Source organism: Enterobacter sp. PL_is514 (assembly GCF_055816715.1).
This window is the reverse complement of sequence record NZ_JBVPGN010000034.1, coordinates 185719-208027: the sequence shown is the minus strand read 5'-3', so window position 1 is coordinate 208027 and position 22309 is coordinate 185719. Positions and strand designations below refer to the sequence as shown.

The window sequence follows — 22309 nt, the reverse complement described above, 5'->3', positions numbered from 1 at the left end:
CCACACAGCGCCCGAAAGGTTCTCGTTGAGGTTATGAATTGAGAGAAAGTTTGTTTTTCGTTTCAGTCGTGATCGCCTCAGTGACCTTTATCTTCATCTGGATCATGCTTGTCGGCCCGATGAAGGGGGAGGAAAAAACCTACGTTCAGGACTCCACGACCTTTGCGATAGCGGTGATGGTGCTGCTGTTTATTGCGTTTATCGCGGTGACGACCACGGTGCTTTTCCTCTGATAAATTTTCATGAATTATTGATCTGGCAAAACCTCCCCTCTGTTTCATTCAGGATATATAGGTTACTCTTTTAATTACAGACTGTGGTGACAGTAGTAAGGAGACCTGTATGGCCAAGTATCAAAACATGCTGGTAGCTATCGATCCGAATCAGGACGATCAGCCGGCATTACGACGTGCTGTGTATTTACATCAACGGATTGGTGGCAAAATCAAAGCGTTTTTGCCGATCTATGACTTCTCGTATGAGATGACCACCCTTCTGTCGCCTGACGAGCGCACCGCTATGCGTCAGGGCGTCATCAGCCAGCGTACCGCGTGGATCCGTGAACAGGCGAAGTATTACCTGGAAGCGGGTGTGCCCATTGATATTAAAGTGGTCTGGCATAACCGACCTTTCGAAGCCATCATCCAGGAGATTGTCGCCGGTGGGCACGACCTGCTGCTGAAGATGGCGCACCAGCACGACAAGCTGGAATCCGTGATCTTCACCCCGACCGACTGGCACTTGCTGCGTAAATGCCCTTGCCCGGTCTGGATGGTGAAAGACCAGCCGTGGCCTGAAGGCGGGAAAGCCGTTGTGGCGGTAAACCTCGCGAGCGAAGAGGATTACCACAATTCGCTGAACGAGAAGCTGGTGAAGGAGACCCTCCAGCTTGCCGATCAGGTGAATCATACCGAAGTGCATCTGGTGGGCGCCTATCCGGTCACCCCGATTAACATTGCCATTGAGCTGCCTGAATTTGACCCGAGCGTGTACAACGACGCGATCCGCGGTCAGCACCTGCTGGCCATGAAAGCGCTGCGCCAGAAATTCAGCATTGATGAGAAAATGACCCACGTGGAAAAAGGGCTGCCTGAAGAGGTGATCCCGGACCTGGCGGAACACCTGCAGGCGGGGATTGTGGTGCTGGGCACAATTGGCAGAACCGGTATTTCTGCCGCGTTCCTCGGCAATACCGCCGAACAGGTAATCGACCATCTGCGCTGCGACCTGCTGGTCATTAAGCCGGATGAGTACCAGACGCCGGTTGAGCTGGACGATCCGGAAGACGATTAACCAGCAAGATGAAAAAAAACCGTCGGGGAACCGGCGGTTTTTTTTTGCCGGGTGGCGGCTTCGCCTTACCCGGCCTACGGGTTTGGTAGGCCCGGTAAGCTTGCGCCACCGGGCTTTACCCTGTCAGAGTGATTTCAGAATCGCATCCACGCTGGCTTTGGCATCGCCAAACAGCATGTGGGTGTTCTCTTTGAAGAACAGCGGGTTCTGAACCCCGGCATAGCCGGTATTCATGGAGCGTTTAAACACAATCACGTTCTGCGCCTTCCACACTTCCAGAACCGGCATACCGGCGATTGGGCTACCCGGATCGTCCTGTGCAGCAGGGTTAACGGTATCGTTGGCGCCAATAACCAGCACGGTGTCGGTGTCGGCGAAATCATCGTTGATCTCATCCATTTCCAGCACGATGTCGTAAGGCACTTTCGCTTCCGCCAGCAGCACGTTCATATGTCCAGGCAGACGCCCTGCCACCGGGTGAATACCAAAGCGAACCTTAATGCCCCGCGCGCGCAGCTTCTCGGTGATTTCCGCCACCGGATACTGCGCCTGCGCCACCGCCATGCCGTATCCCGGAGTGATGATTACGGAATGCGAGTTTTTCAGCATGTCTGCGGTATCTTCCGCAGAAATTTCACGGTGCTCACCCACTTCTTCATCCGCACTGGAAGAAGAACCATCGGTCCCGAAACCACCGGCGATAACGCTGATGAACGAACGGTTCATCGCCTTACACATGATGTAAGACAGGATCGCACCGGAAGAACCCACCAGCGCACCGGTGACGATCAGCAGGTCGTTGCTCAGCATAAAGCCTGCCGCCGCTGCCGCCCAACCGGAGTAGGAGTTCAGCATCGAGACAACCACCGGCATATCCGCACCGCCGATGGACGCCACCAGGTGCCAGCCGAACGCCAGCGCGATGATGGTCATCACCAGCAACGCCAGCACCTGCAGACCGACGCTTTCGGTACGCACGAAGACCACCAGCAGTACAAACGACACGACCAGCGCCGCCAGGTTCAGCTTATGACGGTTTGGCAGCATCAGCGGTTTAGAGGAGATCTTCCCGCGGAGTTTGCCAAACGCGACAATAGAGCCGGTGAAGGTCACCGCACCGATGAAGATACCGAGGAACACTTCCGTCAGGTGGATGTTCACCAGAATCGGTTCCAGGCCCGGTTCGTGATACAGGTAGCTGTTGAAGCCCACCAGCACCGCCGCCAGACCCACGAAGCTGTGCAGAATAGCGACCAGCTCCGGCATCTCGGTCATTTCAACGCGTTTCGCGAGGCGAATACCAATCGCGCCGCCGATGATCATCGCTACCAGGATCCACGCCACGTTGCCGGTATCCGGCCCGAAGATGGTGGCAATCAGCGCAATCGCCATCCCGGCGATACCAAAGTTATTCCCCTGCTGAGACGTTTCGTGTTTGGAAAGCCCCGCCAGACTGAAAATAAACAGGATTGCAGCAACAATGTATGCGGCTGTCACTAATCCTCCAGACATATGCTACCCCTTAGCCTTTACGAAACATTTTCAGCATGCGCTGAGTCACGGTGAAACCACCGAAAATATTGATACTGGCGATCAGCACCGCGATAAAGCTCAGGAAGCTGATCCAGCCGCCGTGACCAATCTGCAGTAACGCCCCCACTACGATGATCCCGGAGATGGCGTTGGTTACCGACATCAGCGGCGTGTGCAGCGCATGGGAGACGTTCCATACCACGTAGTAGCCTACGACGCAGGAGAGCGCGAAGACGGTAAAGTGGCCGAGGAACTCTTTCGGCGCGACGTCAGCCAGCCAGCCGAACAGAATAATCACCAGCGCCATGATCGCGTATTTGCGCCACGGAGAAGCCGGTTTGGCGGGTTCTTTTGGCGCGGGTGCCGCTTTCGCTGCCGCCTGAGGCTGAGCAGAAACCTGAATAGGCGGCGCAGGCCAGGTAATTTCACCTTCACGGACCACGGTGACGCCGCGCACCACCACATCGTCAAAATCGACGGTGATGTTGCCGTCTTTCTCTTTGCAAAGCAGCTTCAGCAGGTTGACGAGGTTAGTGCCGTAGAGCTGAGAAGACTGCGTTGGCAGACGGCCCGGCAGGTCGGTATAACCGATCACCTTCACGCCGTTCGCGGTCGTGGTCACCTGATTCGGTACGGTATATTCACAGTTACCGCCGTTTTGGGCGGCCAGGTCGACAATCACGCTGCCCGATTTCATGGAGTCAACCATCTCACGGGTAATCAGCTTCGGTGCCGGTTTACCGGGGATAAGCGCGGTGGTGACAATAATGTCGACATCTTTCGCCTGGGCAGCGAAGAGTTCCATTTCGGCTTTGATAAAGGCTTCGGACATCACCTTCGCGTAACCATCACCGCTGCCTGCCTCTTCCTTAAAGTCCAGCTCAAGAAATTCGGCCCCCATACTCTGAACCTGTTCCTTTACTTCAGGACGGGTGTCAAAGGCGCGTACGATAGCGCCCAGGCTGTTTGCCGCACCGATGGCGGCAAGGCCCGCTACGCCCGCACCAATCACCATCACTTTCGCCGGAGGGACTTTACCCGCGGCGGTGATTTGACCGGTAAAGAAACGACCAAATTCGTGGGCCGCTTCAACAATGGCGCGGTAGCCGGCAATGTTTGCCATGGAGCTTAAGGCATCCAGCGACTGCGCGCGCGAAATGCGCGGCACGGAGTCCATCGCCATCACGGTCACGCCACGGGCCGCCAGCTTCTCCATCAGCTCCGGGTTTTGCGCAGGCCAGATGAAGCTCACCAGGGTCGTCCCGGGATTCAGCAGCGCAATTTCACTCTCTTCCGGTGCGTTGACCTTCAGAATCACCGGCGACTGCCAGACGTCAGCACCGTCGACCACTTCTGCGCCAGCCTGGATAAAGGCCTCGTCATCGAAACTCGCCAGTTTGCCTGCGCCGCTTTCGACCGCGACCGTAAAACCCAGTTTAAGCAGTTGCTCCACCGTTTTCGGTGTTGCCGCTACGCGGGTTTCATTGGCTAACCGTTCTTTTGGTACCCCAATACGCATAGTTTTCCCTTCCATCGGTTTTTGATGATGGTTTATCGATAAATGCCCGCGGTTTGTATCAATTTTCGCCATCGCGCGAGCGACGAGATATGATTAACCCCGGAAAATAAAACAGTAACAAACTGTCTATAACCTACTGAAAATAGCGCCCGTGATCTACCGCCAGAAAACACTATTTCTTACTTTATCTGTGAAAAATAAGCGATCGGCGTCACTGACAGTGATATTTACCTTAAATTCATCGCCAGAACCGATAAATCGCGTAAGCGAAGCGGTAAAAACATGATATAGCGCCATAAGAGAACAACTTATTAACATTAAATTAACTTGTAAAAGTCATATGCTTTATCAGTTTTACTTGTCAAACGCGTGTTTTTTCAACATATCACTAAATGTTATCGAATAAGGTGATTCAGTAAGCACGGGCAGTGAAAAATGGCGCAGACAGCGACGGGTTTTAAATGCAATAATCGGGACCGTCTCAAATTAACAACAATACCAGTACATGGTTTGCGCAAGGCGAAGGATCATTTTTATGAAGCTTAAGAACACACTCCTGGCGTCCGCACTTCTTTCCGCGACCGCCCTGTCTGCGAATGCCGCAACAGAGTTAACGCCGGAGCAAGCGGCAGCGTTAAAACCTTTTGACCATACGGTCATTGTGGGTCGTTATAATTCTATTGGCGACGCCGTCGCCGCGGCATCAAAAGCTGCTGATAAAAACGGGGCGGCCTCGTTTTATGTCGTTGACCAGTCCGATTACGGCAACAGCGGTAACCAGCGCGTGACCATTGCGCTGTTCAAAGACAATGCGCCAAAAGCTGACGCACCGAAAAACCGCGTGATCAACGGTGTTGTTGAACTGCCGAAAGATCAGGCGATTGAGCTGGAACCTTACGACACCGTCACCGTTCAGGGCTTCTATCGCAGCCAGCCTGAAGTGAACGATGCCATCACCAAAGCCGCGAAAGAGAAAGGGGCCTACTCTTTCTTCATCGTGCGTCAGGTCGATGCTAACCAGGGTGGCAACCAGCGTATTACCGCGTTCATCTATAAAAAAGATGCGAAAAAACGTGTTCTGCAGAGCCCGGATGCCATCCCGGCGAATTCAGAAGCAGGTCGCGCGGCAATAGCAAAAGGCGGCGAAGAAGCGAAGAAAGTTGAAATTCCAGGCGTAGCAACGACGGCTGCCCCAAGCGCTGAAGTGGGCCGTTTCTTCGAAACGCAGTCCACGAAAGGTGGTCGCTATTCCGTTACGCTGCCGGACGGTACCAAAATTGAAGAGCTGAACAACGCCACTGCAGCGCAGATGGTGCCGTTCGACAGCATCAAGTTTACCGGCAACTACGGCAACATGACGGAAGTTTCTTACCAGGTCGCGAAGCGTGCGGCTAAGAAAGGGGCGAAGTACTACCACATCACCCGCCAGTGGCAGGAACGTGGTAATAACGTGACCATCAGCGCCGATCTGTACAAGTAACAAAATCGTTTAAGAAAGGCGGCGCAATGCCGCCTTTTTTGTTACTTTTTTTGAATTTCTGCCACACGTCATTGCATGCTTTCGTTACACTCCGTAAAATCCCGCGCCTTAGTGTGATCCACCATTTTTATGCGCCTGAGCGAAATAATTATTCTGGATTTTGACCTTTCATAACAGGAAGCCAATGGAAAAGAAACTTGGCCTGAGTGCTCTGACTGCACTCGTTTTAAGCTCAATGCTGGGTGCAGGCGTATTCAGTTTGCCGCAAAATATGGCGGCCGTCGCGAGCCCTTCCGCGCTCATCATTGGCTGGGGCATTACGGGTGTCGGAATACTGCTACTGGCCTTCGCCATGCTGCTCCTCACTCGCATTCGCCCGGACCTGGACGGCGGCATTTTCACCTATGCACGTGAAGGTTTCGGCGAGCTGATTGGCTTCTGTTCCGCATGGGGATACTGGCTGTGTGCCGTTATCGCCAACGTCTCCTATCTGGTGATCGTCTTCTCGGCGCTCAGTTTCTTTACCGATACGCCAGAGCTGCGTCTCTTTGGCGACGGGAATACCTGGCAGTCTATTGTGGGCGCCTCGGTGCTGCTGTGGTTCGTCCACTGGCTGGTATTACGCGGCGTACAAACGGCCGCCAGCATCAATCTGGTGGCGACGCTGGCGAAACTGGTTCCGCTCGGCCTGTTTATTGTTCTGGCCTTTATTGCGTTCCGTATGGACGTATTCAAGCTCGATTTCAGCGGCGTTGCGCTGGGCGTTCCCGTCTGGGAGCAGGTGAAAAACACGATGCTGATTACCCTGTGGGTGTTCATCGGTGTGGAAGGTGCGGTCGTGGTTTCTGCCCGTGCGCGGAATAAACGCGATGTGGGCCGCGCCACGCTGCTGGCCGTACTGGCCGCGCTCGGGGTCTATCTGCTGGTGACGCTGCTGTCGCTGGGCGTGGTGGCGCGTCCTGAGCTGGCGGAAATGCGTAACCCGTCAATGGCAGGCCTGATGGTGAAAATGCTCGGTCCCTGGGGCGATGTGGTGATTGCTGCAGGACTGATCGTCTCCGTCTGCGGCGCTTACCTGAGCTGGACCATCATGGCGGCTGAAGTGCCGTTCCTGGCCGCGACGCACAAGGCGTTTCCACGCCTGTTCGCCCGTCAAAACAAAAACAGCGCGCCATCGGCATCACTCTGGCTGACCAACATCAGCGTTCAGGTCTGCCTGGTGCTGATCTGGCTCACAGGTTCAGACTATAACACGCTGCTGACCATCGCCTCGGAGATGATTCTGGTACCCTATTTCTTAGTGGGTGCGTATCTGTTAAAAATTGCCACACGCCCGGCGCATTATGTCGTGGGTGTCGGAGCCTGTATTTACGGCCTGTGGTTGTTGTATGCTTCCGGGCCTATGCATCTGCTGCTGTCGGTAGTGCTGTACGCACCGGGTCTGCTGGTGTTTATCTACGCCCGCCGCACGCATCAGCTGGAGAATGCGCTGAAACGCCGTGAGATGGCATTAATTGGACTGCTACTGGTTGCTGCCCTGCCGGCAACCTGGATGTTAATGGGATAGCATCGCCTTTCCCATTGTTGAACTGTAAAGGAGAATACGATGGGAAATGCACCGCTTCGCCCAATACTGATTACCGGTGGAGGCCGCCGTATCGGCCTCGCTCTTGCCCATCACTTTCTCAACCTTCGCCATCCTGTCATTGTCAGCTACCGTACGGAATACCCGTCGATTGAAGGGTTACGCAAAGCCGGTGCTGTCTGCATTCAGGCTGATTTTTCAACCGATGAAGGCATTCTGGCTTTCGCGGAAGAGGTGAAGTCCACCACGACGGGGCTGCGCGCCGTGATCCATAACGCCAGCGCATGGCGTGCCGAAAAACCCGGTACGTCACTCAGCGAAACGCTCTCCGCCATGTTGCAGATCCACGTTAATACCCCTTATCTGCTCAACCATGCTCTGCAGGATCTGCTGCGCGGCCATGGGCATGCTGCGGGCGACATCATTCACTTCACTGATTATGTGGTGGAGCGCGGAAGCGACAAGCACATCGCCTACGCGGCCAGCAAAGCCGCGCTGGATAATATGACGCGCTCGTTTGCCCGCAAGCTTGCGCCCGAGGTGAAGGTGAACGCCATCGCCCCGGCGATGATTTTGTTTAACGAAAACGATGATGCGGAGTATCGCCAGCAGGCGCTGAATAAGTCGCTTATGAAAATCGCCCCGGGCGAGAAAGAGGTCATCGACCTCGTGGATTACCTGCTCACCAGCTGCTATGTCACCGGCAGAACCTTTGCCGTGGACGGCGGCCGCCCGCTGCGCTAGTGAAAGCGAATAACAGCCAGAATTACGGAACCGGCGTTAATTTTGAAAGATTAATGGAAGGTTAAGGTTCCGCGGTGTATGTTGGCTTTTTTCACGAAAACAGACGCTGTATGAATAAGATTGTTTATGTTGAAGACGAACCCGAAGTCGGGCAGTTGATCGCCGCCTATTTGGGTAAACATGATATGGACGTCATTGTTGAACCTCGCGGCGATCGTGCCGAAGAGGTGGTCGTCCGTGAAAACCCGGATCTAGTGCTGCTGGATATCATGTTGCCAGGCAAAGACGGCATGACGCTCTGCCGTGACCTGCGCGCCCGGTGGGAGGGCCCTATCGTTCTGCTCACCTCGCTGGACAGCGATATGAACCATATCTTGTCGCTGGAGATGGGTGCCAATGACTACATTCTGAAAACCACACCGCCTGCCGTCCTGCTTGCACGTCTGCGCCTCCATTTGCGCCAGCACGCCAGCATCGAACGCGAAGCGCCCGCGGCGTCTCTGACGCCGCACAAAGCGATGCGCTTCGGTACGCTGTCTATTGACCCCATTAACCGCCAGGTGCTGCTCTCTGGCGAGCTTATCGCCCTCTCCACCGCGGATTTTGACCTGCTGTGGGAGCTGGCAACGCACGCCGGGCAAATCATGGACCGCGACGCGCTGCTGAAAAACCTGCGTGGCGTGAGCTATGACGGAATGGACCGCAGCGTTGACGTGGCGATTTCGCGTCTGCGCAAAAAGCTGCAGGATAACGCTACAGAGCCCTACCGCATTAAAACCGTGCGTAATAAGGGTTACCTGTTTGCCCCCCACGCCTGGGAAACCTGATTCCGTTATCCGGTTAGCATAACATGCGCGAAATGAAGGCATTACACAGTGATGTCCTCTCTTTCGCGCCTTTATTTATCCGTTTGCGCAACAATTAACTTGCTAAGCACGCGAACTATCCCATAATTAAACCTTCTACTGTCCTTTCTTCAACTGGCACTGACCCGGCTACAACGCTTTCTCACCGTGAAGCTCTCACGAAACCTCTCCCATAAAATCTTGATATGAGGATTTAAGCCCATGAAATATGTATAGCTACAGTCAGGTTGAAGCCATCAAAACCAATCTTGAATGGATTGTTAACCAGGCAGCGCTTAGCCATGCCTCTCCCTCACGCGCCGATCGGAAAGCGCTCTTTGATCTACTTGAACTCATCCAGTCTTACGAAATACTTCTGGATTTGATTAACGAATTTGGAACCGATGTGATTGATGTGCACATTGCGGAAGGACTGGCAGTAACGGAAACACTCATCGCCAAGGTAAAAAACAGCGCGAAAGCCATGTAACACGCTTCACAGACATGAAAATATCGGCGGGTTTCATGTATATTCTGCACAAAGCGTTTCTTCGGTGAGATCCAATGAAAAAGCTGTTTGTGCAGTTTTATCTTTTGCTGTTTGTCTGCTTCCTGGTCATGACCATGCTGGTCGGGCTGGTCTATAAATTCACCGCCGAACGTGCAGGCAGGCAGTCGCTGGACGACCTGATGAAAAGCTCGCTCTATCTGATGCGCAGCGAGCTGAGAGAGATCCCGCCGCACGACTGGGCGAAAACCCTGAAAGAGCTGGATCTGAATCTCTCGTTCGATTTACGCATCGAGCCCTTAAAAAATTTTGAGCTGGACCCACCCGCCATGCAGCGTCTGCGCGACGGGGACATCGTCGCGCTGGATGAGAAATACACCTTTATCCAGCGTATCCCCCGCAGCCATTACGTACTGGCCGTCGGCCCGGTTCCCTATCTCTATTATCTGCACCAGATGCGCCTGCTGGACATGGCGCTGATGGCCTTTATCGCCATCTCGCTCGCGTTTCCGGTCTTTATCTGGATGCGCCCGCACTGGCAGGACATGCTGAAGCTGGAATCCGCTGCGCAGCGTTTTGGCGAGGGGCATTTTACCGAGCGCATTCACTTCGACAGCGGTTCCAGCTTTGAACGTCTGGGCGTGGCCTTTAACCAGATGGCCGATAACATCAATGCCCTGATCGCCAGTAAGAAGCAGTTGATCGACGGAATTGCGCACGAGCTGCGCACGCCGCTGGTGCGCCTGCGCTATCGTCTGGAGATGAGCGAAAATCTGACTGAAGCGGAGTCTCAGGCGCTTAACCGCGACATTGGCCAGCTTGAGGCGCTGATTGAGGAGCTGCTGACCTACGCGCGCCTCGATCGCCCGCAAAACGAGCTGAACCTCAGCACGCCAGATCTTCCTGCCTGGCTGCAAACCCACATTGATGACGTTCAGAGCGTGAACCCGCAGCGTACGCTGTTGACGCGCGTGACGCCGGGTGATTACGGCGCACTCGATATGCGCCTGATGGAACGCGTGCTGGACAACCTGATGAACAACGCCATGCGCTACAGCGAAAGTACGCTACAGATTGGGCTGGATTTGCAGGGCAGTCAGGCAAGCCTGACGGTGGAGGATGACGGCCCGGGGATAGCTCCGGAAGCGCGAGAAACCGTGTTTGAACCGTTTGTCCGTCTCGACCCCAGCCGCGATCGCGCTACTGGCGGATGTGGCCTGGGGCTGGCGATTGTCTACTCTATCGCGCAGGCAATGGGCGGCACGGTGCATTGCGAGGAGAGCGAGCTTGGCGGCGCGCGCTTCTGCTTTAGCTGGCCGGTATACCATAACATCGCCCTTCCCGTTCCTGTCTGACCTAAACCGCACGCTGGCCTGACCCGGCGTGCTGTGCTATATGATAAGTATGTTGTAACTAATGAGAGTGTTTATGGCGACTTACGATCTCCTCGAACGGCTGAACAGCACGTTTCGGGAAATAGAACACGAGCTCCTGACCCTGACCGAACGTTTGCAGACCTGCCGTCTGCTGGCCGCGCGCGTCTTTACCCTGCCCGAGGTAGCTAAAGGGGCAGAACACGACCCGCTGGACACCATCGAGGTTGAACAGCACATCGGCAGCGCCGCCCTTGAGCTGGCGCTGAAACACTATCGTCGCCTGTTTATCCAGCAGCAGTCTGAAAACCGCAGCAGTAAGGCGGCCGTGCGTCTGCCCGGCGTGATTTGCCTGCAAACCGATGCGACAACGCGCGAAGCGCTGGAAGCCCGGATTACCCATATCAACACCCTGAAAGCGGCATTTGAAAAGATCGTTACCGAAGAGTCCGGCCTCGCCCCTGCCGCCCGGTTTGAATGGGTGCACCGCCAGCTTCCTGGGTTAATTACCCTGAATGCCTATCGCACGCTGACGGTACTGCGTCACCCCGCCACGCTGCGCTTCGGCTGGGCGAATAAGCACATCATTAAAAACTTCACCCGGGATGAAATTCTGGCGCAGCTGGAAAAAAGCCTGAAGACGCCGCGCACCGTCGCGCCGTGGTCGCGTGAGCAGTGGATTGAGCGCCTGCAGCAGGAGTACCACAGCATCGCCTCGCTACCGGCGGATACGCGCCTCAAAATTAAGCGCCCGGTGAAGGTGCAGCCTATCGCCCGCGTCTGGTATTCCGGTCAGCAAAAACAGGTTCAGTATGCCTGTCCGACGCCGCTGATTGCGCTCTTTGATGCCAATCAGGGGGCCATCGTGCCGGATATTGGTGAGCTTTTGAATTACGATGCGGACAATGTCCAGCACCGTTACAGACCTCAGGCGCAGCCGCTGCAGCTGATTATTCCGCGGCTGCACCTGTATGTGGCGGGTTGATTATTTCAGGCTACCGACCATCGCTTCCGGGCGAACCCAGGCGTCGAACTCCGCCTCCGTCAGATAGCCCAGCGCCAGGGCGGAGGCTTTCAGCGTCAGCCGCTCTTTATGCGCTTTTTTAGCGATCTCGGCGGCCTTGTCGTAGCCGATATGGGTATTCAGCGCCGTCACCAGCATCAGGGATTCATTGAGCAACTGGCTGATACGCTCGCGATTCGGCTCAATCCCTACCGCACAGTGCTCGTTAAAGCTCTCCATCCCGTCCGCCAGCAGCCGAATCGATTGCAGAACGTTGTGGATCACCATCGGGCGATAGACGTTCAGCTCGAAGTTGCCGGACGCGCCGCCCAGGTTGACGGCCACGTCGTTGCCCAGTACCTGACAGCAGAGCATAGTCATGGCTTCACACTGGGTCGGGTTGACTTTACCCGGCATGATGGAGCTGCCCGGCTCATTTTCCGGAATGCTGATTTCACCAATGCCGCAGCGCGGGCCCGAGGCCAGCCAGCGCACGTCGTTGGCGATTTTCATTAATGATGCCGCCAGCCCTTTCAGCGCGCCGTGGGTGTGGACCAGCGCATCGCAGGTCGCCAGCGCTTCGAACTTGTTGGGCGCCGTGACGAACGGCTGCCCGGTGATGTTTGCCAGCTCCTCCGCCACGCGCACCGCGTATTCTGGATGGGTGTTTAACCCGGTCCCGACCGCCGTCCCGCCGAGCGCCAGCTCCGCCAGGTGCGGCAGGCTGTACTCAATATGCTTCAGGTTATGTTCCAGCATCGCCACCCAGCCGGAAATCTCCTGGCCGAGCGTCAGCGGCGTGGCGTCCTGTAGGTGCGTACGGCCAATTTTAACGATGTCGCGGAAGGCCTGCGCTTTCTCATTGAGCGTGGATTTCAGAACGTTGAGCTGCGGAATAAGCTGCTCGCGGATAGCAATCACCGCCGCCACGTGCATCGCCGTCGGGAAGACGTCGTTAGAGCTCTGGCTTTTGTTGACGTCATCGTTCGGATGAACCTTACGCTCCATGCCGCGCACGCCGCCCAGCAGTTCGCTTGCCCGGTTCGCCAGCACTTCGTTCATGTTCATGTTGCTTTGGGTGCCGGAACCGGTCTGCCAGATGGCGAGGGGGAATTCATCGGGATGCTTGCCCGCCAGCACTTCGTCGGCGGCGTTGATGATGGCGGTTGCCTTGTCTGCCGCCAGCAGGCCTAAATCCTGGTTCACTTTCGCAGCTGCACGTTTGGTGAGCGCCAGCGCCTGAATCAGCGAGACGGGCATTTTTTCAGTCGAGATACGGAAATGCTCCAGCGAACGCTGGGTTTGCGCGCCCCATAGCTTGTCGGCCGGGACGTCGATGGCGCCCATCGAATCTTTCTCATGGCGTACCGTGGTCATTACTTTCTCCTTGATAACAAAAGAGGGATTGCTCACATGCTTAAGGGATAAGTATTGATGACTTCTGAGAAACGTTATGGCGCTTTGTGCGCTCTTTTTGGTGTCGGGTGGCGGCTGCGCCTTACCCGACCTACGAGAATGCAGGCCGGGTAAGCGTCAGCGCCACCCGGCAATTTACAGAATTACTTCACACACGCCGAACACTGGGACGACTGGATCTGCTTGAAGAAGTCGTTGCCTTTGTCATCCACGAGGATAAACGCCGGGAAGTCTTCCACTTCAATTTTCCAGATCGCTTCCATACCCAGTTCCGGGTATTCCACGCACTCCAGGCTCTTGATGCTGCCCTGCGCCAGCACCGCTGCCGGGCCGCCGATACTGCCGAGGTAGAAGCCGCCGTGCTTGTGGCAGGCGTCCGTCACCTGCTGGCTGCGGTTACCTTTCGCCAGCATGATCATGCTGCCGCCGTTGGCCTGCAGCTGGTCGACATACGAGTCCATACGCCCTGCCGTGGTTGGGCCTAACGAGCCAGAGGCGTAGCCTTCAGGCGTTTTCGCCGGGCCAGCGTAGTAGATTGGGTGATCTTTAATGTACTGCGGCAGCCCTTCGCCATTGTCCAGACGCTCTTTCAGCTTCGCGTGCGCGATGTCGCGCCCCACGATAATCGTGCCGTTCAGGGAGAGACGGGTCGAGACCGGATACTGCGAAAGCTGCGCCAGAATTTCTTTCATCGGACGGTTCAGGTCAACGCGAACCGCTTCACCCTCACCCGCTTTACGCAGCTCTTCCGGAATGTACTTGCCCGGGTTGTTTTCCAGTTTTTCGATCCACACGCCTTCGCGGTTGATCTTGGCCTTGATGTTGCGATCCGCAGAGCAGGAGACACCCATACCGACCGGACAGGAGGCACCGTGACGCGGCAGACGGATCACGCGCACGTCGTGGGCAAAGTATTTGCCGCCAAACTGCGCGCCGAGACCCAGGTTACGCGCCTCTTCCAGCAGTTCCTGCTCAAGCTGTACGTCGCGGAACGCCTGGCCGTGCTCGTTACCTTCGGTAGGCAGGCCGTCATAGTATTTGGTTGAGGCCAGCTTGACGGTTTTCAGCGTACTTTCAGCCGACGTACCGCCAATCACAAACGCGATATGGTACGGCGGGCACGCCGCGGTGCCGAGGGTGCGCATCTTCTCAACCAGGTAGTTCTTCAGCTTGCCCGGGGTGAGCAGCGCTTTGGTTTCCTGGTAGAGATAGGTTTTGTTGGCTGAACCGCCGCCTTTGGCGATACAGAGGAATTTGTACTCATCACCGTCGACGCTGTAGAGGTCAATCTGTGCAGGCAGGTTGGTGCCGGTGTTGACCTCTTTGTACATGTCCAGCGCGGCGTTTTGCGAATAGCGCAGGTTATCTTCGGTGTAGGTGTTGTAGACGCCGTGCGCCAGCGCCGCTTCGTCACCGCCGCCGGTCCATACGCGCTGGCCTTTTTTACCGACGATGATCGCCGTGCCGGTATCCTGACAGGTTGGCAGAATGCCTTTCGCCGCGATATCGGAGTTACGCAGGAACTGCAGGGCAACGTATTTATCGTTTTCGCTGGCCTGCGGGTCGCTCAGGATATCGGCCACCTGCTGCTGGTGCGCAGGGCGGAGCATAAACGAGGCGTCGTGGAAAGCGTGCTGCGCCAGCAGCGTCAGCGCCTGCGGATCGACTTTGAGGATCTCTTGTCCTTCAAACTCAGAAACGGAGACGTGATCGCGGGTTAACAGGTAATACTCGGTCTGATCCTTACTGAGGGGGAAAGGATCCTGATAATGGAAGGGTTTATTCGACATTGGTCTCTCACTTACTGCTTCGGTCTGTTTATTCAGGGCAGATGTTCCGCTGCCCGGCTTAAAAGCGAGTCAGCTTATCCTACACAATTTTTTAACAAAAACTGAGACTAGTACGACTTTTTACATCCACAGGTTACTTCCATGAGGTTTATTGCTTTAATACCCGGAGTTAATTCCACAATTGAATCAGGGCTTGATAATGCAAAAACTCATTAACTCAGTGCAAAACTACGCCTGGGGAAGTAAAACTGCGTTAACGGATCTCTACGGTATCGCGAACCCGAACAACCTGCCGATGGCAGAACTGTGGATGGGCGCGCACCCGAAGAGCAGCTCAAAAATTGAAGACGCCAGCGGCCAGGTACGCAGCCTGCGTGACGTAATCGAGGCCGATAAAGTCGCGCTGCTGGGTGACAAGGTCGCTCGCCGCTTCGGCGAACTGCCGTTCCTGTTTAAGGTGCTGTGCGCCGACCAGCCGCTCTCCATCCAGGTTCACCCAAACAAGCAAGCGTCTGAAATCGGCTTTGCGAAAGAGAACGCGGCGGGTATCCCGTTAGACGCCGCCGAGCGTAACTACAAAGATCCTAACCACAAGCCGGAGCTGGTCTTTGCGCTGACCCCTTTCCTGGCGATGAACGCGTTCCGCGAGTTTTCAGAGATCATTTCTCTGCTGCAACCGGTCGCGGGTGCCAACAAGGCTATCGCCCACTTCCTCGAAAACCCGAACGCCGACGCGCTGAGCCAGCTGTTTGCCAGCCTGCTGAATATGCAGGGTGAAGAGAAATCCCACGCACTGGCGGTACTGAAAGCCGCCCTGGACAGCCAGCAAGGTGAACCGTGGGAGACTATCCGTCTGATTTCCGAATTCTACCCGGACGACAGCGGCCTGTTCTCCCCTCTGCTGCTGAACGTGGTGAAGCTGAACCCGGGCGAGGCAATGTTCCTGTTCGCGGAAACCCCGCACGCCTATCTTCAGGGCGTAGCGCTGGAGGTGATGGCCAACTCCGATAACGTGCTGCGCGCGGGCCTGACGCCGAAATACATCGACATTCCTGAGCTGGTTGCCAACGTGAAGTTTGTGGCGAAACCTGCCGCGGAGCTGCTGACGCAGCCGGTGAAAAACGGCGCAGAGCTGGACTTCCCGATCCCGGTTGAGGATTTTGCCTTCTCCCTGCACGACCTGAGCAGCGCCGAAACGTCGGTAGCTCAGGAGAGTGCGGCGATTCTGTTCTGCGTTGAAGGCGAAGCGACGCTGCGCAAAGGCGAACAGCATCTGGTGCTTAAGCCCGGAGAGTCAGCATTCGTTGCAGCCAATGAGTCCCCGGTCAGCGTGAGCGGCACCGGTCGCCTCGCGCGCGTTTTCAATAAGCTATACCCTAAATAATTCGAGTTGCATGAAGGCGGCGACGCAGCGAATCCCCAGGAGCGTACATAAGTACGTGACTGGGGTGAGCGAGGAAAGCCAACGCACAGGCAACTTGAAGTATGACGGGTATTAGGGACTTACTGATTTTTTTAACAACTCTTGCTAAGCTAGTTGCAGGCTTAATATCTCCAGGCGGTTTTTACCGCCTGGTTTCATTTTAGGGATAGTCGCAATGAAAAAATCGGTCGTAGCGGTTGGAGTGATTGTAGCGTTAGGCGTGGTCTGGACGGGTGCCTCCTGGTTTACCGGGAAACAGCTGGAAGGCCGTCTGGCTGAGATGGTGGCGCAGGCTAACGGAGAGATTAAGCGCAGCGCGCCGGAAGCAGGTCTGGAACTGAGCTACCAGAACTATCACCGCGGTGTGTTTACCAGCCGTATGCAGCTGGTGGTGAAGCCGGTTGCCGGAGCTGAAAACGGCTGGCTGAAACCGGGCCAGAGCGTGGTGCTGGACGAGGTGGTGAGCCACGGTCCGCTGCCGCTGGCGCAGCTGAAGTCCTTTAACCTGATCCCGTCGATGGCGTCCGTTCATACCGTGCTGGTGAATAACGACGTCACCAAACCGCTGTTTGACCTGGCGAAGAATGAATCGCCTTTCGACATTAATACCCGAATTAGCTATGCCGGTGACACCAGTTCCGATATTGCGCTGAAAGCGCTGAACTACGAGAAAGAGAATGAAAAAGTCGCCTTCAGCGGCGGCCACTTCAAACTCGATGCTGACCGCGACGGAAACGTGTTCTCCCTGACGGGTGAAGCGGAGAGCGGCCTGGTCAATGCCATGAACGAATATAACCAAAAAGTTCAGCTCACCTTCAGCAACCTGAAAGCCGACGGCAACAGCCGAATGACCGATTTCCAGGAGCGTATCGGCGATCAAAAACTCTCTCTCGATAAAGTCGCCATTGCGGTTGAAGGGAAAGAGATGGCCGTGCTGGAAGGCATGGACGTCAACGGCAAATCCGACGTTTCCAAAGACGGGAAGAGCATCAATACCCAGCTGGATTACACGCTGAAGAGCCTGAAAGTACAGAATCAGGATCTGGGCACCGGCAAACTGTCGCTGAAGATCGGCAATATCGACGGCCAGGCGTGGCACGAGTTTAGCCAGAAATACAGCAAAGAGAGCCAGGCGCTGCTGACCGATACCGCGCTGCAGCAGAACCCGGAAGTGTACCAGCAGCAGGCGATGGCGGTGCTGTTCAACAGCCTGCCAATCCTGCTGAAAGGCGAGCCGGTAATAACCGTTGCGCCGCTGAGCTGGAAAAACAGCAAAGGCGAAACCAGCTTCAACCTGTCTCTGTTCCTGAAAGATCCGGCCACCGCAACGGGTGAACCGCAGACGCTGGCTCAGGAAGTGGATCGCAGCGTGAAGTCGCTCGACAGCAAGCTGACCATCCCGATGGATATGGCGACCGAGTTTATGACCCAGATTGCGAAGCTGGAAGGCTACGGCGATGAAGATGCCGGCAAGCTGGCGAACCAGCAGGTGAAAGGTCTGGCGGCCATGGGCCAGATGTTCCGCATCACCAAAGTGGAAAACAACACGATTTCCACCAGCCTGCAGTACGCCAACGGACAGGTCACGCTCAACGGCGACAAAATGCCGCTGGAAGACTTCGTCGGCATGTTCGGTATGCCTGCTCTGGGGATGCCGGAACCGGCTGAACCGGCAGCGCCAGCCGAACCGGCGGCACCGCAGCAGTAAACGTCAAAACCCCTCGCATGAGGGGTTTTTTATTGCCCCCTAACTTTTCCATCCAGCCAGGAAATCCAGCAGAAGCGCATTCACTTTCTCTGGCTGCTCCTCCTGCGGCAGATGGCCGCACTCATCAATACCATACGCCCGCAGGTTTTCCGCCATTTCGGCCCAGACGCTTTTCATATCGAAAAGCTTGCCGACCGCATGAAAATCATTACCCCACAGCGACATTACCGGGCAGGTGATTTTCACCTCAGCGTCTGCCATATCCTGCGCCACATCCTCTGCGTTGGCGCGATAGTCAGCCATCGCGCCGCGCACGGCACCCGGCGCCTGATACGCCCGAACATAGGTGTCAAACGCCTCGCCGCTAATGGTAGACGGATCGTAGGTCCAGTCCGAGAAAAAGTGGTGCAGCCATACGTTTTCTCGACCTGCAATCAGGGCTTCCGGCAGGTCTGGTACAAGATGGAACAGGAAGAACCAGTATGCACGCGCAATCGACGCATTCAGATCGCGCGCCACAATACGGGTTGGTACGTTATCCATCACCACCAGACGATCGATTAACTCGGGATAATCTTTAGCAAAGCGGGTAGCAACCCGAGCTCCACGATCGTGCCCCACCAGCGCCACTTTCTCCAGACCCAGCACTCGCATTAGTTCCCGAACGTCCCGCGCCATGTTTCGTTTATCATAACCGGAGGCCGGTTTATCCGTTTCCCCATACCCGCGTAAATCTGGTGCAATCACACGATAGTGTCGGGACAAAACGGGTATCTGGTAGCGCCAGGCATAGTTTGTTTCTGGAAAACCATGCAGAAGAATAACCGGTGCGCCTTCACCCTCTTCTACGACGAACTGTCGGATACCGTTCGCCGTTACGGTGTAACTTCTCATGTTCGTAACCGCACTTTATTTCAGCAGAGGCACGTTGGCCGCACGTTGATAAGGACCGTAATTTACAGGATTCCAGCTATAGCCCTGCTGCCAGGAGGTGATATGCCCAATACCAGGGAAAGGCAGATGCGCTGCGGCCATCCACTCTCCGTCTTTCGCCAGCGCGTTAAACTCCTGCGCCCGGGATGAGATGGCTTTTTTCGGATCGACATCAAAGCGAATAGACACTTCAGGGTGCGGGAACTGGACGGCAGGAGCATGGATAAGATCCCCAATGAAGTTAATAGCCGTACCCTGAGACGCGAAGCGATAAACGGTACTGCCAGGCGTATGGCCAATGGCATATGTCGTCTGGACCTCCGGGATGGGTGAAGTTGGCGGGACGAAGGTTTTTAGGTGCCCGGTGGCTTTATACGCGGACAGCGCATTCCTGGCGATAGCGAAATACGCCTTCGCATTAGCCGGCGCGCTCGCTTCTTTTGCGGGGTCAAGCCAGTAGTCGGCCTCCCCCTGCGGTACGTAGACGGTAGCATTCGGGAACAGCGCCTTACCGTCTGCATCGCTCAGGCCACACACATGATCAAGATGCAGGTGGGTCAGGAAAACCGTATCGACCTGCTCAGGGCGATACCCTGATGCTTTCATATTGCCGATTAGCTGACCGGCCGTTTCTGACATGCAGTGGCCACCCCCGCTGTCAATCATGACCAGATGTTTACCGGTATTAACCAGAAACGCGTTGAAAGACGTCGGCATGCGTTCGGCATCGATTTTGTGTTGCGCCAACAGGTTGCGAACCTTGTCGGGTGAAAGCCCTTGCAATAGCGTTGGCGAAAGATCGTTATAGCCGTCGAACAGCGCCGTCACCTCGTATTCCCCTACCGCCAGACGATAATAGCCCGGGACCTGCTGTTTCACCTGCGCGGGAGCATCTGCCCACGATGTGCCAGCAAAGAGCAGGCCGCTGAACGCAAGAATCGTTTTCAACTTTTTCATCTTCACTCCAAATTCATGTTTATCAGGATGTGAAGAGACTATGGCAGCGTAACGACAAATAATGTAGATATGTAATTTGATAAGGCAGCATAACGAAAAACGATATAATGAGACTCGAAGATATTGAAGTGTTTGTCGAAGCCGTCAAAGCGGGTAGCCTCGCCGGTGCCGCGCGTCGGCTCTCAATGAGCGCAATGACAGCATCGCGCGCGCTAACTCATCTCGAAGCGGAACTGGGGGTTCGGCTGGTACACCGCACCACGCGTTCTCTCTCTCCCACCAGCGATGGGGACGTTTTTTTGCCGCATGCACAGGCATTGCTGGAAGATAAAAACAATGCGCTTGCCGATCTGTTTCCCGAGGGGACGCATCTTACCGGACGCCTGCGCATTACCGCCTCAGCGGGGTTTGGACGAAAGATCGTTGCTCCCATGCTGACCCGGTTCATGCAGCAACATCCTTCCCTGCAGGTCGATTTACTCGCCACCGACGAACAGGTTGATATTGTCGGAAAAGGCATAGACGTAGCGCTACGCATTGCGCCTCTGCGCGATAACAGGCTGGTTGCTCATCGCCTGTGTCACAACCCTCGCGATCTTTGCGCCAGCGCGACGTATCTTGCCGCAAAAGGCTATCCAAAATCGTTTAACGATCTGGCGGCACATAGCTGTCTGACCACGTCAGATACCGTCCACTGGTCATTCGAACAGGGCGAACAGCGCTACAAGCAAAAGGTGTCTGGCCGATTCTCCGCGAACTCTATTGAGGCAATTTACGAAGCCTGCCTGGGAGGGATGGGCATCGCCAATTTATCTCGCTGGTACGTAGAACCGGCGTTCAGAGAGGGTAAACTCGTGCGGGTCGTCCTGGAGGATGCCCAGCCGGAATCGCTGGCAGTATGGGCAGTTTACCCGACCTCCCGCCTGATCCCGGCAAAAGTACGAAAATTTGTGGAAGCACTTGAGGCCGAACTGTTGCTCAACCCGCTTACGCAGTACACCTGATATTACTTCACCGTCACCAGCCGCGCCGCCACAATCTGGTGCCCGGCCTGCACATCCGCATTGTCGATGCGCTGCATGATCCTGTCCGCCAGGGTGTAACCCATCTCCCGCGCTGGGGTGGTTGCCCAGACGATCGGCAGGTCGTCGAGGGCGTTTTCCCCGACGTCGGCGAACGCCCCCAGCGCCACCTGGTGGCCGAAGAAGGTTTCCACCCCGCCCTCGCCGCTCTGACGCCCGGCGCGGATCAGGCCAAACCAGGCGCCCATGGCGATCACATCGTTATAGCAAATCACGGCGCTGATCGTCGGGCTGCTTCGCAGCAGCGCGCCTATCGCTTCCGCCGCCATCTTCTGGCTGGATTCACACTCCACGACCCACTCGCTGTGGAACGGCAGGCCGAATTTAATCAGCGTCGCGCAGTAGCCGCCTACCCGCTCGGCGCGGGTCAGGGACGAGCTTTTACCGCCCAGCCAGGCAATGCGCTGATGCCCGCGACGAATAAGATGCTCGGTCAGCATTTGCGCGGCCTGCATGTTATCCGGGCGTAGCGTATCGGCTTCGTCGAGGTAGCTGGCGCGCGATGCAAACACCAGCGGCACGCCTTTTTCGGCGGCGCGCTCGCACAGTTCGCTGCCCACTCCCGATGCCCCGGCGACGATCACCCCGTCCACACCCTGATTCAGCAGCATATCGAGCCGGGAAAGCAGCTGATCGGCCTCGCGACCGCCGTGAAGCAGAAAGACCATCCGCCCCTGCGCTTCAAGCGCTTCGGTTAATCCAGCCGTCAGCTCCGCATAGAAAGGCGACGTCAGGTCACGGACAATCAGGCCAATCACCCCGCTTTGCCCGCCGCGCAACGCCGACGCCTGGCGGTTACGCACAAAGCCCAGCTGTTCAACCGCCTCGTTCACCCGCTGACCGGTGGCAGGAGAGATGCGCCCCTTCCCACTTAGCACCAGAGAAACGGTGCTGACGGAAACACCCGCCGCAAGCGCGACATCGTTGATGGTGATTTTTTTCGCTACAGCCATGTGTCGGCGTGACTCCCTGAAATGAGATCGGTAAAACGTTTTATCAATACGTTATCTTTATACTACCAGTCAAAGCCTGAGAATGTGATTTAGCGCGCACTAAACTTTGATAAAACGTTTTATCTTCTCGCAGCATTGAAGCAGACAAACTGATTTTAACAATA

At 55.8% G+C, this 22309-nt stretch carries 19 protein-coding genes; 12 read left to right on the top strand and 7 right to left on the bottom strand.

Features of this window, described 5'->3' with window-relative positions; genetic code table 11:
- Positions 1-50: 50 nt before the first annotated feature.
- Positions 51-233, top strand: a complete 183-nt coding sequence (locus tag AC0TNG_RS16630; RefSeq protein WP_014883604.1) for a hypothetical protein — start codon at positions 51-53, stop codon at positions 231-233.
- Between the two features lie 109 nt (positions 234-342).
- Entirely contained in the window at positions 343-1293 is a 951-nt protein-coding gene (uspE, locus tag AC0TNG_RS16625; protein ID WP_024909171.1) for a universal stress protein UspE, read from the top strand.
- Between the two features lie 123 nt (positions 1294-1416).
- On the opposite strand, the gene pntB is transcribed toward uspE, so the two are convergent.
- Positions 1417-2805 carry a Re/Si-specific NAD(P)(+) transhydrogenase subunit beta gene (gene pntB, locus AC0TNG_RS16620; RefSeq protein ID WP_024909329.1) on the bottom strand — a complete coding sequence of 463 codons (1389 nt, stop codon included), beginning with the start codon at positions 2803-2805 and terminating at the stop codon, positions 1417-1419.
- Between the two features lie 10 nt (positions 2806-2815).
- Positions 2816-4345, bottom strand: coding sequence for a Re/Si-specific NAD(P)(+) transhydrogenase subunit alpha (gene pntA, locus AC0TNG_RS16615; RefSeq protein ID WP_024909330.1), 1530 nt, complete (start codon positions 4343-4345; stop codon positions 2816-2818).
- Between the two features lie 535 nt (positions 4346-4880).
- Between pntA and ydgH the strand changes: the two genes are divergently transcribed.
- The 7 genes from ydgH to tus all read left to right on the top strand — a co-directional run bounded on the left by ydgH (position 4881) and on the right by tus (position 11865).
- Entirely contained in the window at positions 4881-5825 is a 945-nt protein-coding gene (gene ydgH, locus AC0TNG_RS16610) for a DUF1471 family protein YdgH (protein ID WP_024909331.1), read from the top strand.
- 184 nt (positions 5826-6009) lie between these two features.
- Positions 6010-7392, top strand: a complete 1383-nt coding sequence (locus AC0TNG_RS16605; protein ID WP_023335474.1) for an amino acid permease — start codon at positions 6010-6012, stop codon at positions 7390-7392.
- A gap of 39 nt (positions 7393-7431) precedes the next feature.
- Positions 7432-8154: a dihydromonapterin reductase gene (folM, locus tag AC0TNG_RS16600; RefSeq protein WP_061715397.1), complete on the top strand. Its 723-nt coding sequence runs from the start codon at positions 7432-7434 to the stop codon at positions 8152-8154.
- A 110-nt stretch (positions 8155-8264) separates the two neighbouring features.
- Positions 8265-8981: a two-component system response regulator RstA gene (rstA, locus tag AC0TNG_RS16595; protein WP_024909333.1), complete on the top strand. Its 717-nt coding sequence runs from the start codon at positions 8265-8267 to the stop codon at positions 8979-8981.
- Positions 8982-9228: 247 nt separating this feature from the next.
- Positions 9229-9489, top strand: coding sequence for a hypothetical protein (locus tag AC0TNG_RS16590; RefSeq protein WP_024909334.1), 261 nt, complete (start codon positions 9229-9231; stop codon positions 9487-9489).
- Positions 9490-9563: 74 nt separating this feature from the next.
- Complete coding sequence (rstB, locus tag AC0TNG_RS16585) at positions 9564-10862, top strand: two-component system sensor histidine kinase RstB (protein ID WP_024909335.1); 1299 nt, start codon at positions 9564-9566, stop codon at positions 10860-10862.
- Between the two features lie 73 nt (positions 10863-10935).
- The gene (tus, locus tag AC0TNG_RS16580; protein WP_473712774.1) at positions 10936-11865 is read left to right on the top strand and encodes a DNA replication terminus site-binding protein; all 930 of its coding nucleotides are present in this window, start codon (positions 10936-10938) and stop codon (positions 11863-11865) included.
- Here tus and fumC read toward each other — a convergent pair whose 3' ends face one another.
- Positions 11866-13260, bottom strand: a complete 1395-nt coding sequence (gene fumC, locus AC0TNG_RS16575; RefSeq protein WP_473712772.1) for a class II fumarate hydratase — start codon at positions 13258-13260, stop codon at positions 11866-11868.
- 182 nt (positions 13261-13442) lie between these two features.
- Positions 13443-15089: a class I fumarate hydratase FumA gene (fumA, locus tag AC0TNG_RS16570; protein WP_061715401.1), complete on the bottom strand. Its 1647-nt coding sequence runs from the start codon at positions 15087-15089 to the stop codon at positions 13443-13445.
- A 199-nt stretch (positions 15090-15288) separates the two neighbouring features.
- Here fumA and manA point away from each other — a divergent pair, with 199 nt between their 5' ends.
- Positions 15289-16473, top strand: coding sequence for a mannose-6-phosphate isomerase (manA, locus tag AC0TNG_RS16565; RefSeq protein WP_024909339.1), 1185 nt, complete (start codon positions 15289-15291; stop codon positions 16471-16473).
- 214 nt (positions 16474-16687) lie between these two features.
- Entirely contained in the window at positions 16688-18220 is a 1533-nt protein-coding gene (locus AC0TNG_RS16560) for a YdgA family protein (protein WP_473712771.1), read from the top strand.
- Between the two features lie 39 nt (positions 18221-18259).
- Here AC0TNG_RS16560 and AC0TNG_RS16555 read toward each other — a convergent pair whose 3' ends face one another.
- On the bottom strand, positions 18260-19114 hold the full coding sequence (locus tag AC0TNG_RS16555) for an alpha/beta fold hydrolase (protein ID WP_090417227.1): 855 nt from the start codon (positions 19112-19114) through the stop codon (positions 18260-18262).
- A gap of 15 nt (positions 19115-19129) precedes the next feature.
- Entirely contained in the window at positions 19130-20110 is a 981-nt protein-coding gene (locus AC0TNG_RS16550; protein ID WP_248272167.1) for an MBL fold metallo-hydrolase, read from the bottom strand.
- Positions 20111-20217: 107 nt separating this feature from the next.
- Between AC0TNG_RS16550 and AC0TNG_RS16545 the strand changes: the two genes are divergently transcribed.
- On the top strand, positions 20218-21114 hold the full coding sequence (locus AC0TNG_RS16545; RefSeq protein ID WP_061715404.1) for a LysR family transcriptional regulator: 897 nt from the start codon (positions 20218-20220) through the stop codon (positions 21112-21114).
- 2 nt (positions 21115-21116) lie between these two features.
- Here AC0TNG_RS16545 and AC0TNG_RS16540 read toward each other — a convergent pair whose 3' ends face one another.
- Positions 21117-22145, bottom strand: a complete 1029-nt coding sequence (locus AC0TNG_RS16540; RefSeq protein WP_024909341.1) for a Mal regulon transcriptional regulator MalI — start codon at positions 22143-22145, stop codon at positions 21117-21119.
- Between the last annotated feature and the right edge of the window lie 164 nt (positions 22146-22309).

What these genes read in the sequence shown, in the direction of transcription:
- uspE (WP_024909171.1), top strand. Translation starts at nt 343, where the DNA reads ATGGCCAAGTATCAAAACATGCTGGTAGCTATCGATCCGAATCAGGAC.
- pntB (WP_024909329.1), bottom strand. Translation starts at nt 2,805, where the DNA reads ATGTCTGGAGGATTAGTGACAGCCGCATACATTGTTGCTGCAATCCTG.
- pntA (WP_024909330.1), bottom strand. Translation starts at nt 4,345, where the DNA reads ATGCGTATTGGGGTACCAAAAGAACGGTTAGCCAATGAAACCCGCGTA.
- ydgH (WP_024909331.1), top strand. Translation starts at nt 4,881, where the DNA reads ATGAAGCTTAAGAACACACTCCTGGCGTCCGCACTTCTTTCCGCGACC.
- AC0TNG_RS16605 (WP_023335474.1), top strand. Translation starts at nt 6,010, where the DNA reads ATGGAAAAGAAACTTGGCCTGAGTGCTCTGACTGCACTCGTTTTAAGC.
- folM (WP_061715397.1), top strand. Translation starts at nt 7,432, where the DNA reads ATGGGAAATGCACCGCTTCGCCCAATACTGATTACCGGTGGAGGCCGC.
- rstA (WP_024909333.1), top strand. Translation starts at nt 8,265, where the DNA reads ATGAATAAGATTGTTTATGTTGAAGACGAACCCGAAGTCGGGCAGTTG.
- AC0TNG_RS16590 (WP_024909334.1), top strand. Translation starts at nt 9,229, where the DNA reads ATGTATAGCTACAGTCAGGTTGAAGCCATCAAAACCAATCTTGAATGG.
- rstB (WP_024909335.1), top strand. Translation starts at nt 9,564, where the DNA reads ATGAAAAAGCTGTTTGTGCAGTTTTATCTTTTGCTGTTTGTCTGCTTC.
- tus (WP_473712774.1), top strand. Translation starts at nt 10,936, where the DNA reads ATGGCGACTTACGATCTCCTCGAACGGCTGAACAGCACGTTTCGGGAA.
- fumC (WP_473712772.1), bottom strand. Translation starts at nt 13,260, where the DNA reads ATGACCACGGTACGCCATGAGAAAGATTCGATGGGCGCCATCGACGTC.
- fumA (WP_061715401.1), bottom strand. Translation starts at nt 15,089, where the DNA reads ATGTCGAATAAACCCTTCCATTATCAGGATCCTTTCCCCCTCAGTAAG.
- manA (WP_024909339.1), top strand. Translation starts at nt 15,289, where the DNA reads ATGCAAAAACTCATTAACTCAGTGCAAAACTACGCCTGGGGAAGTAAA.
- AC0TNG_RS16560 (WP_473712771.1), top strand. Translation starts at nt 16,688, where the DNA reads ATGAAAAAATCGGTCGTAGCGGTTGGAGTGATTGTAGCGTTAGGCGTG.
- AC0TNG_RS16555 (WP_090417227.1), bottom strand. Translation starts at nt 19,114, where the DNA reads ATGAGAAGTTACACCGTAACGGCGAACGGTATCCGACAGTTCGTCGTA.
- AC0TNG_RS16550 (WP_248272167.1), bottom strand. Translation starts at nt 20,110, where the DNA reads ATGAAAAAGTTGAAAACGATTCTTGCGTTCAGCGGCCTGCTCTTTGCT.
- AC0TNG_RS16545 (WP_061715404.1), top strand. Translation starts at nt 20,218, where the DNA reads ATGAGACTCGAAGATATTGAAGTGTTTGTCGAAGCCGTCAAAGCGGGT.
- AC0TNG_RS16540 (WP_024909341.1), bottom strand. Translation starts at nt 22,145, where the DNA reads ATGGCTGTAGCGAAAAAAATCACCATCAACGATGTCGCGCTTGCGGCG.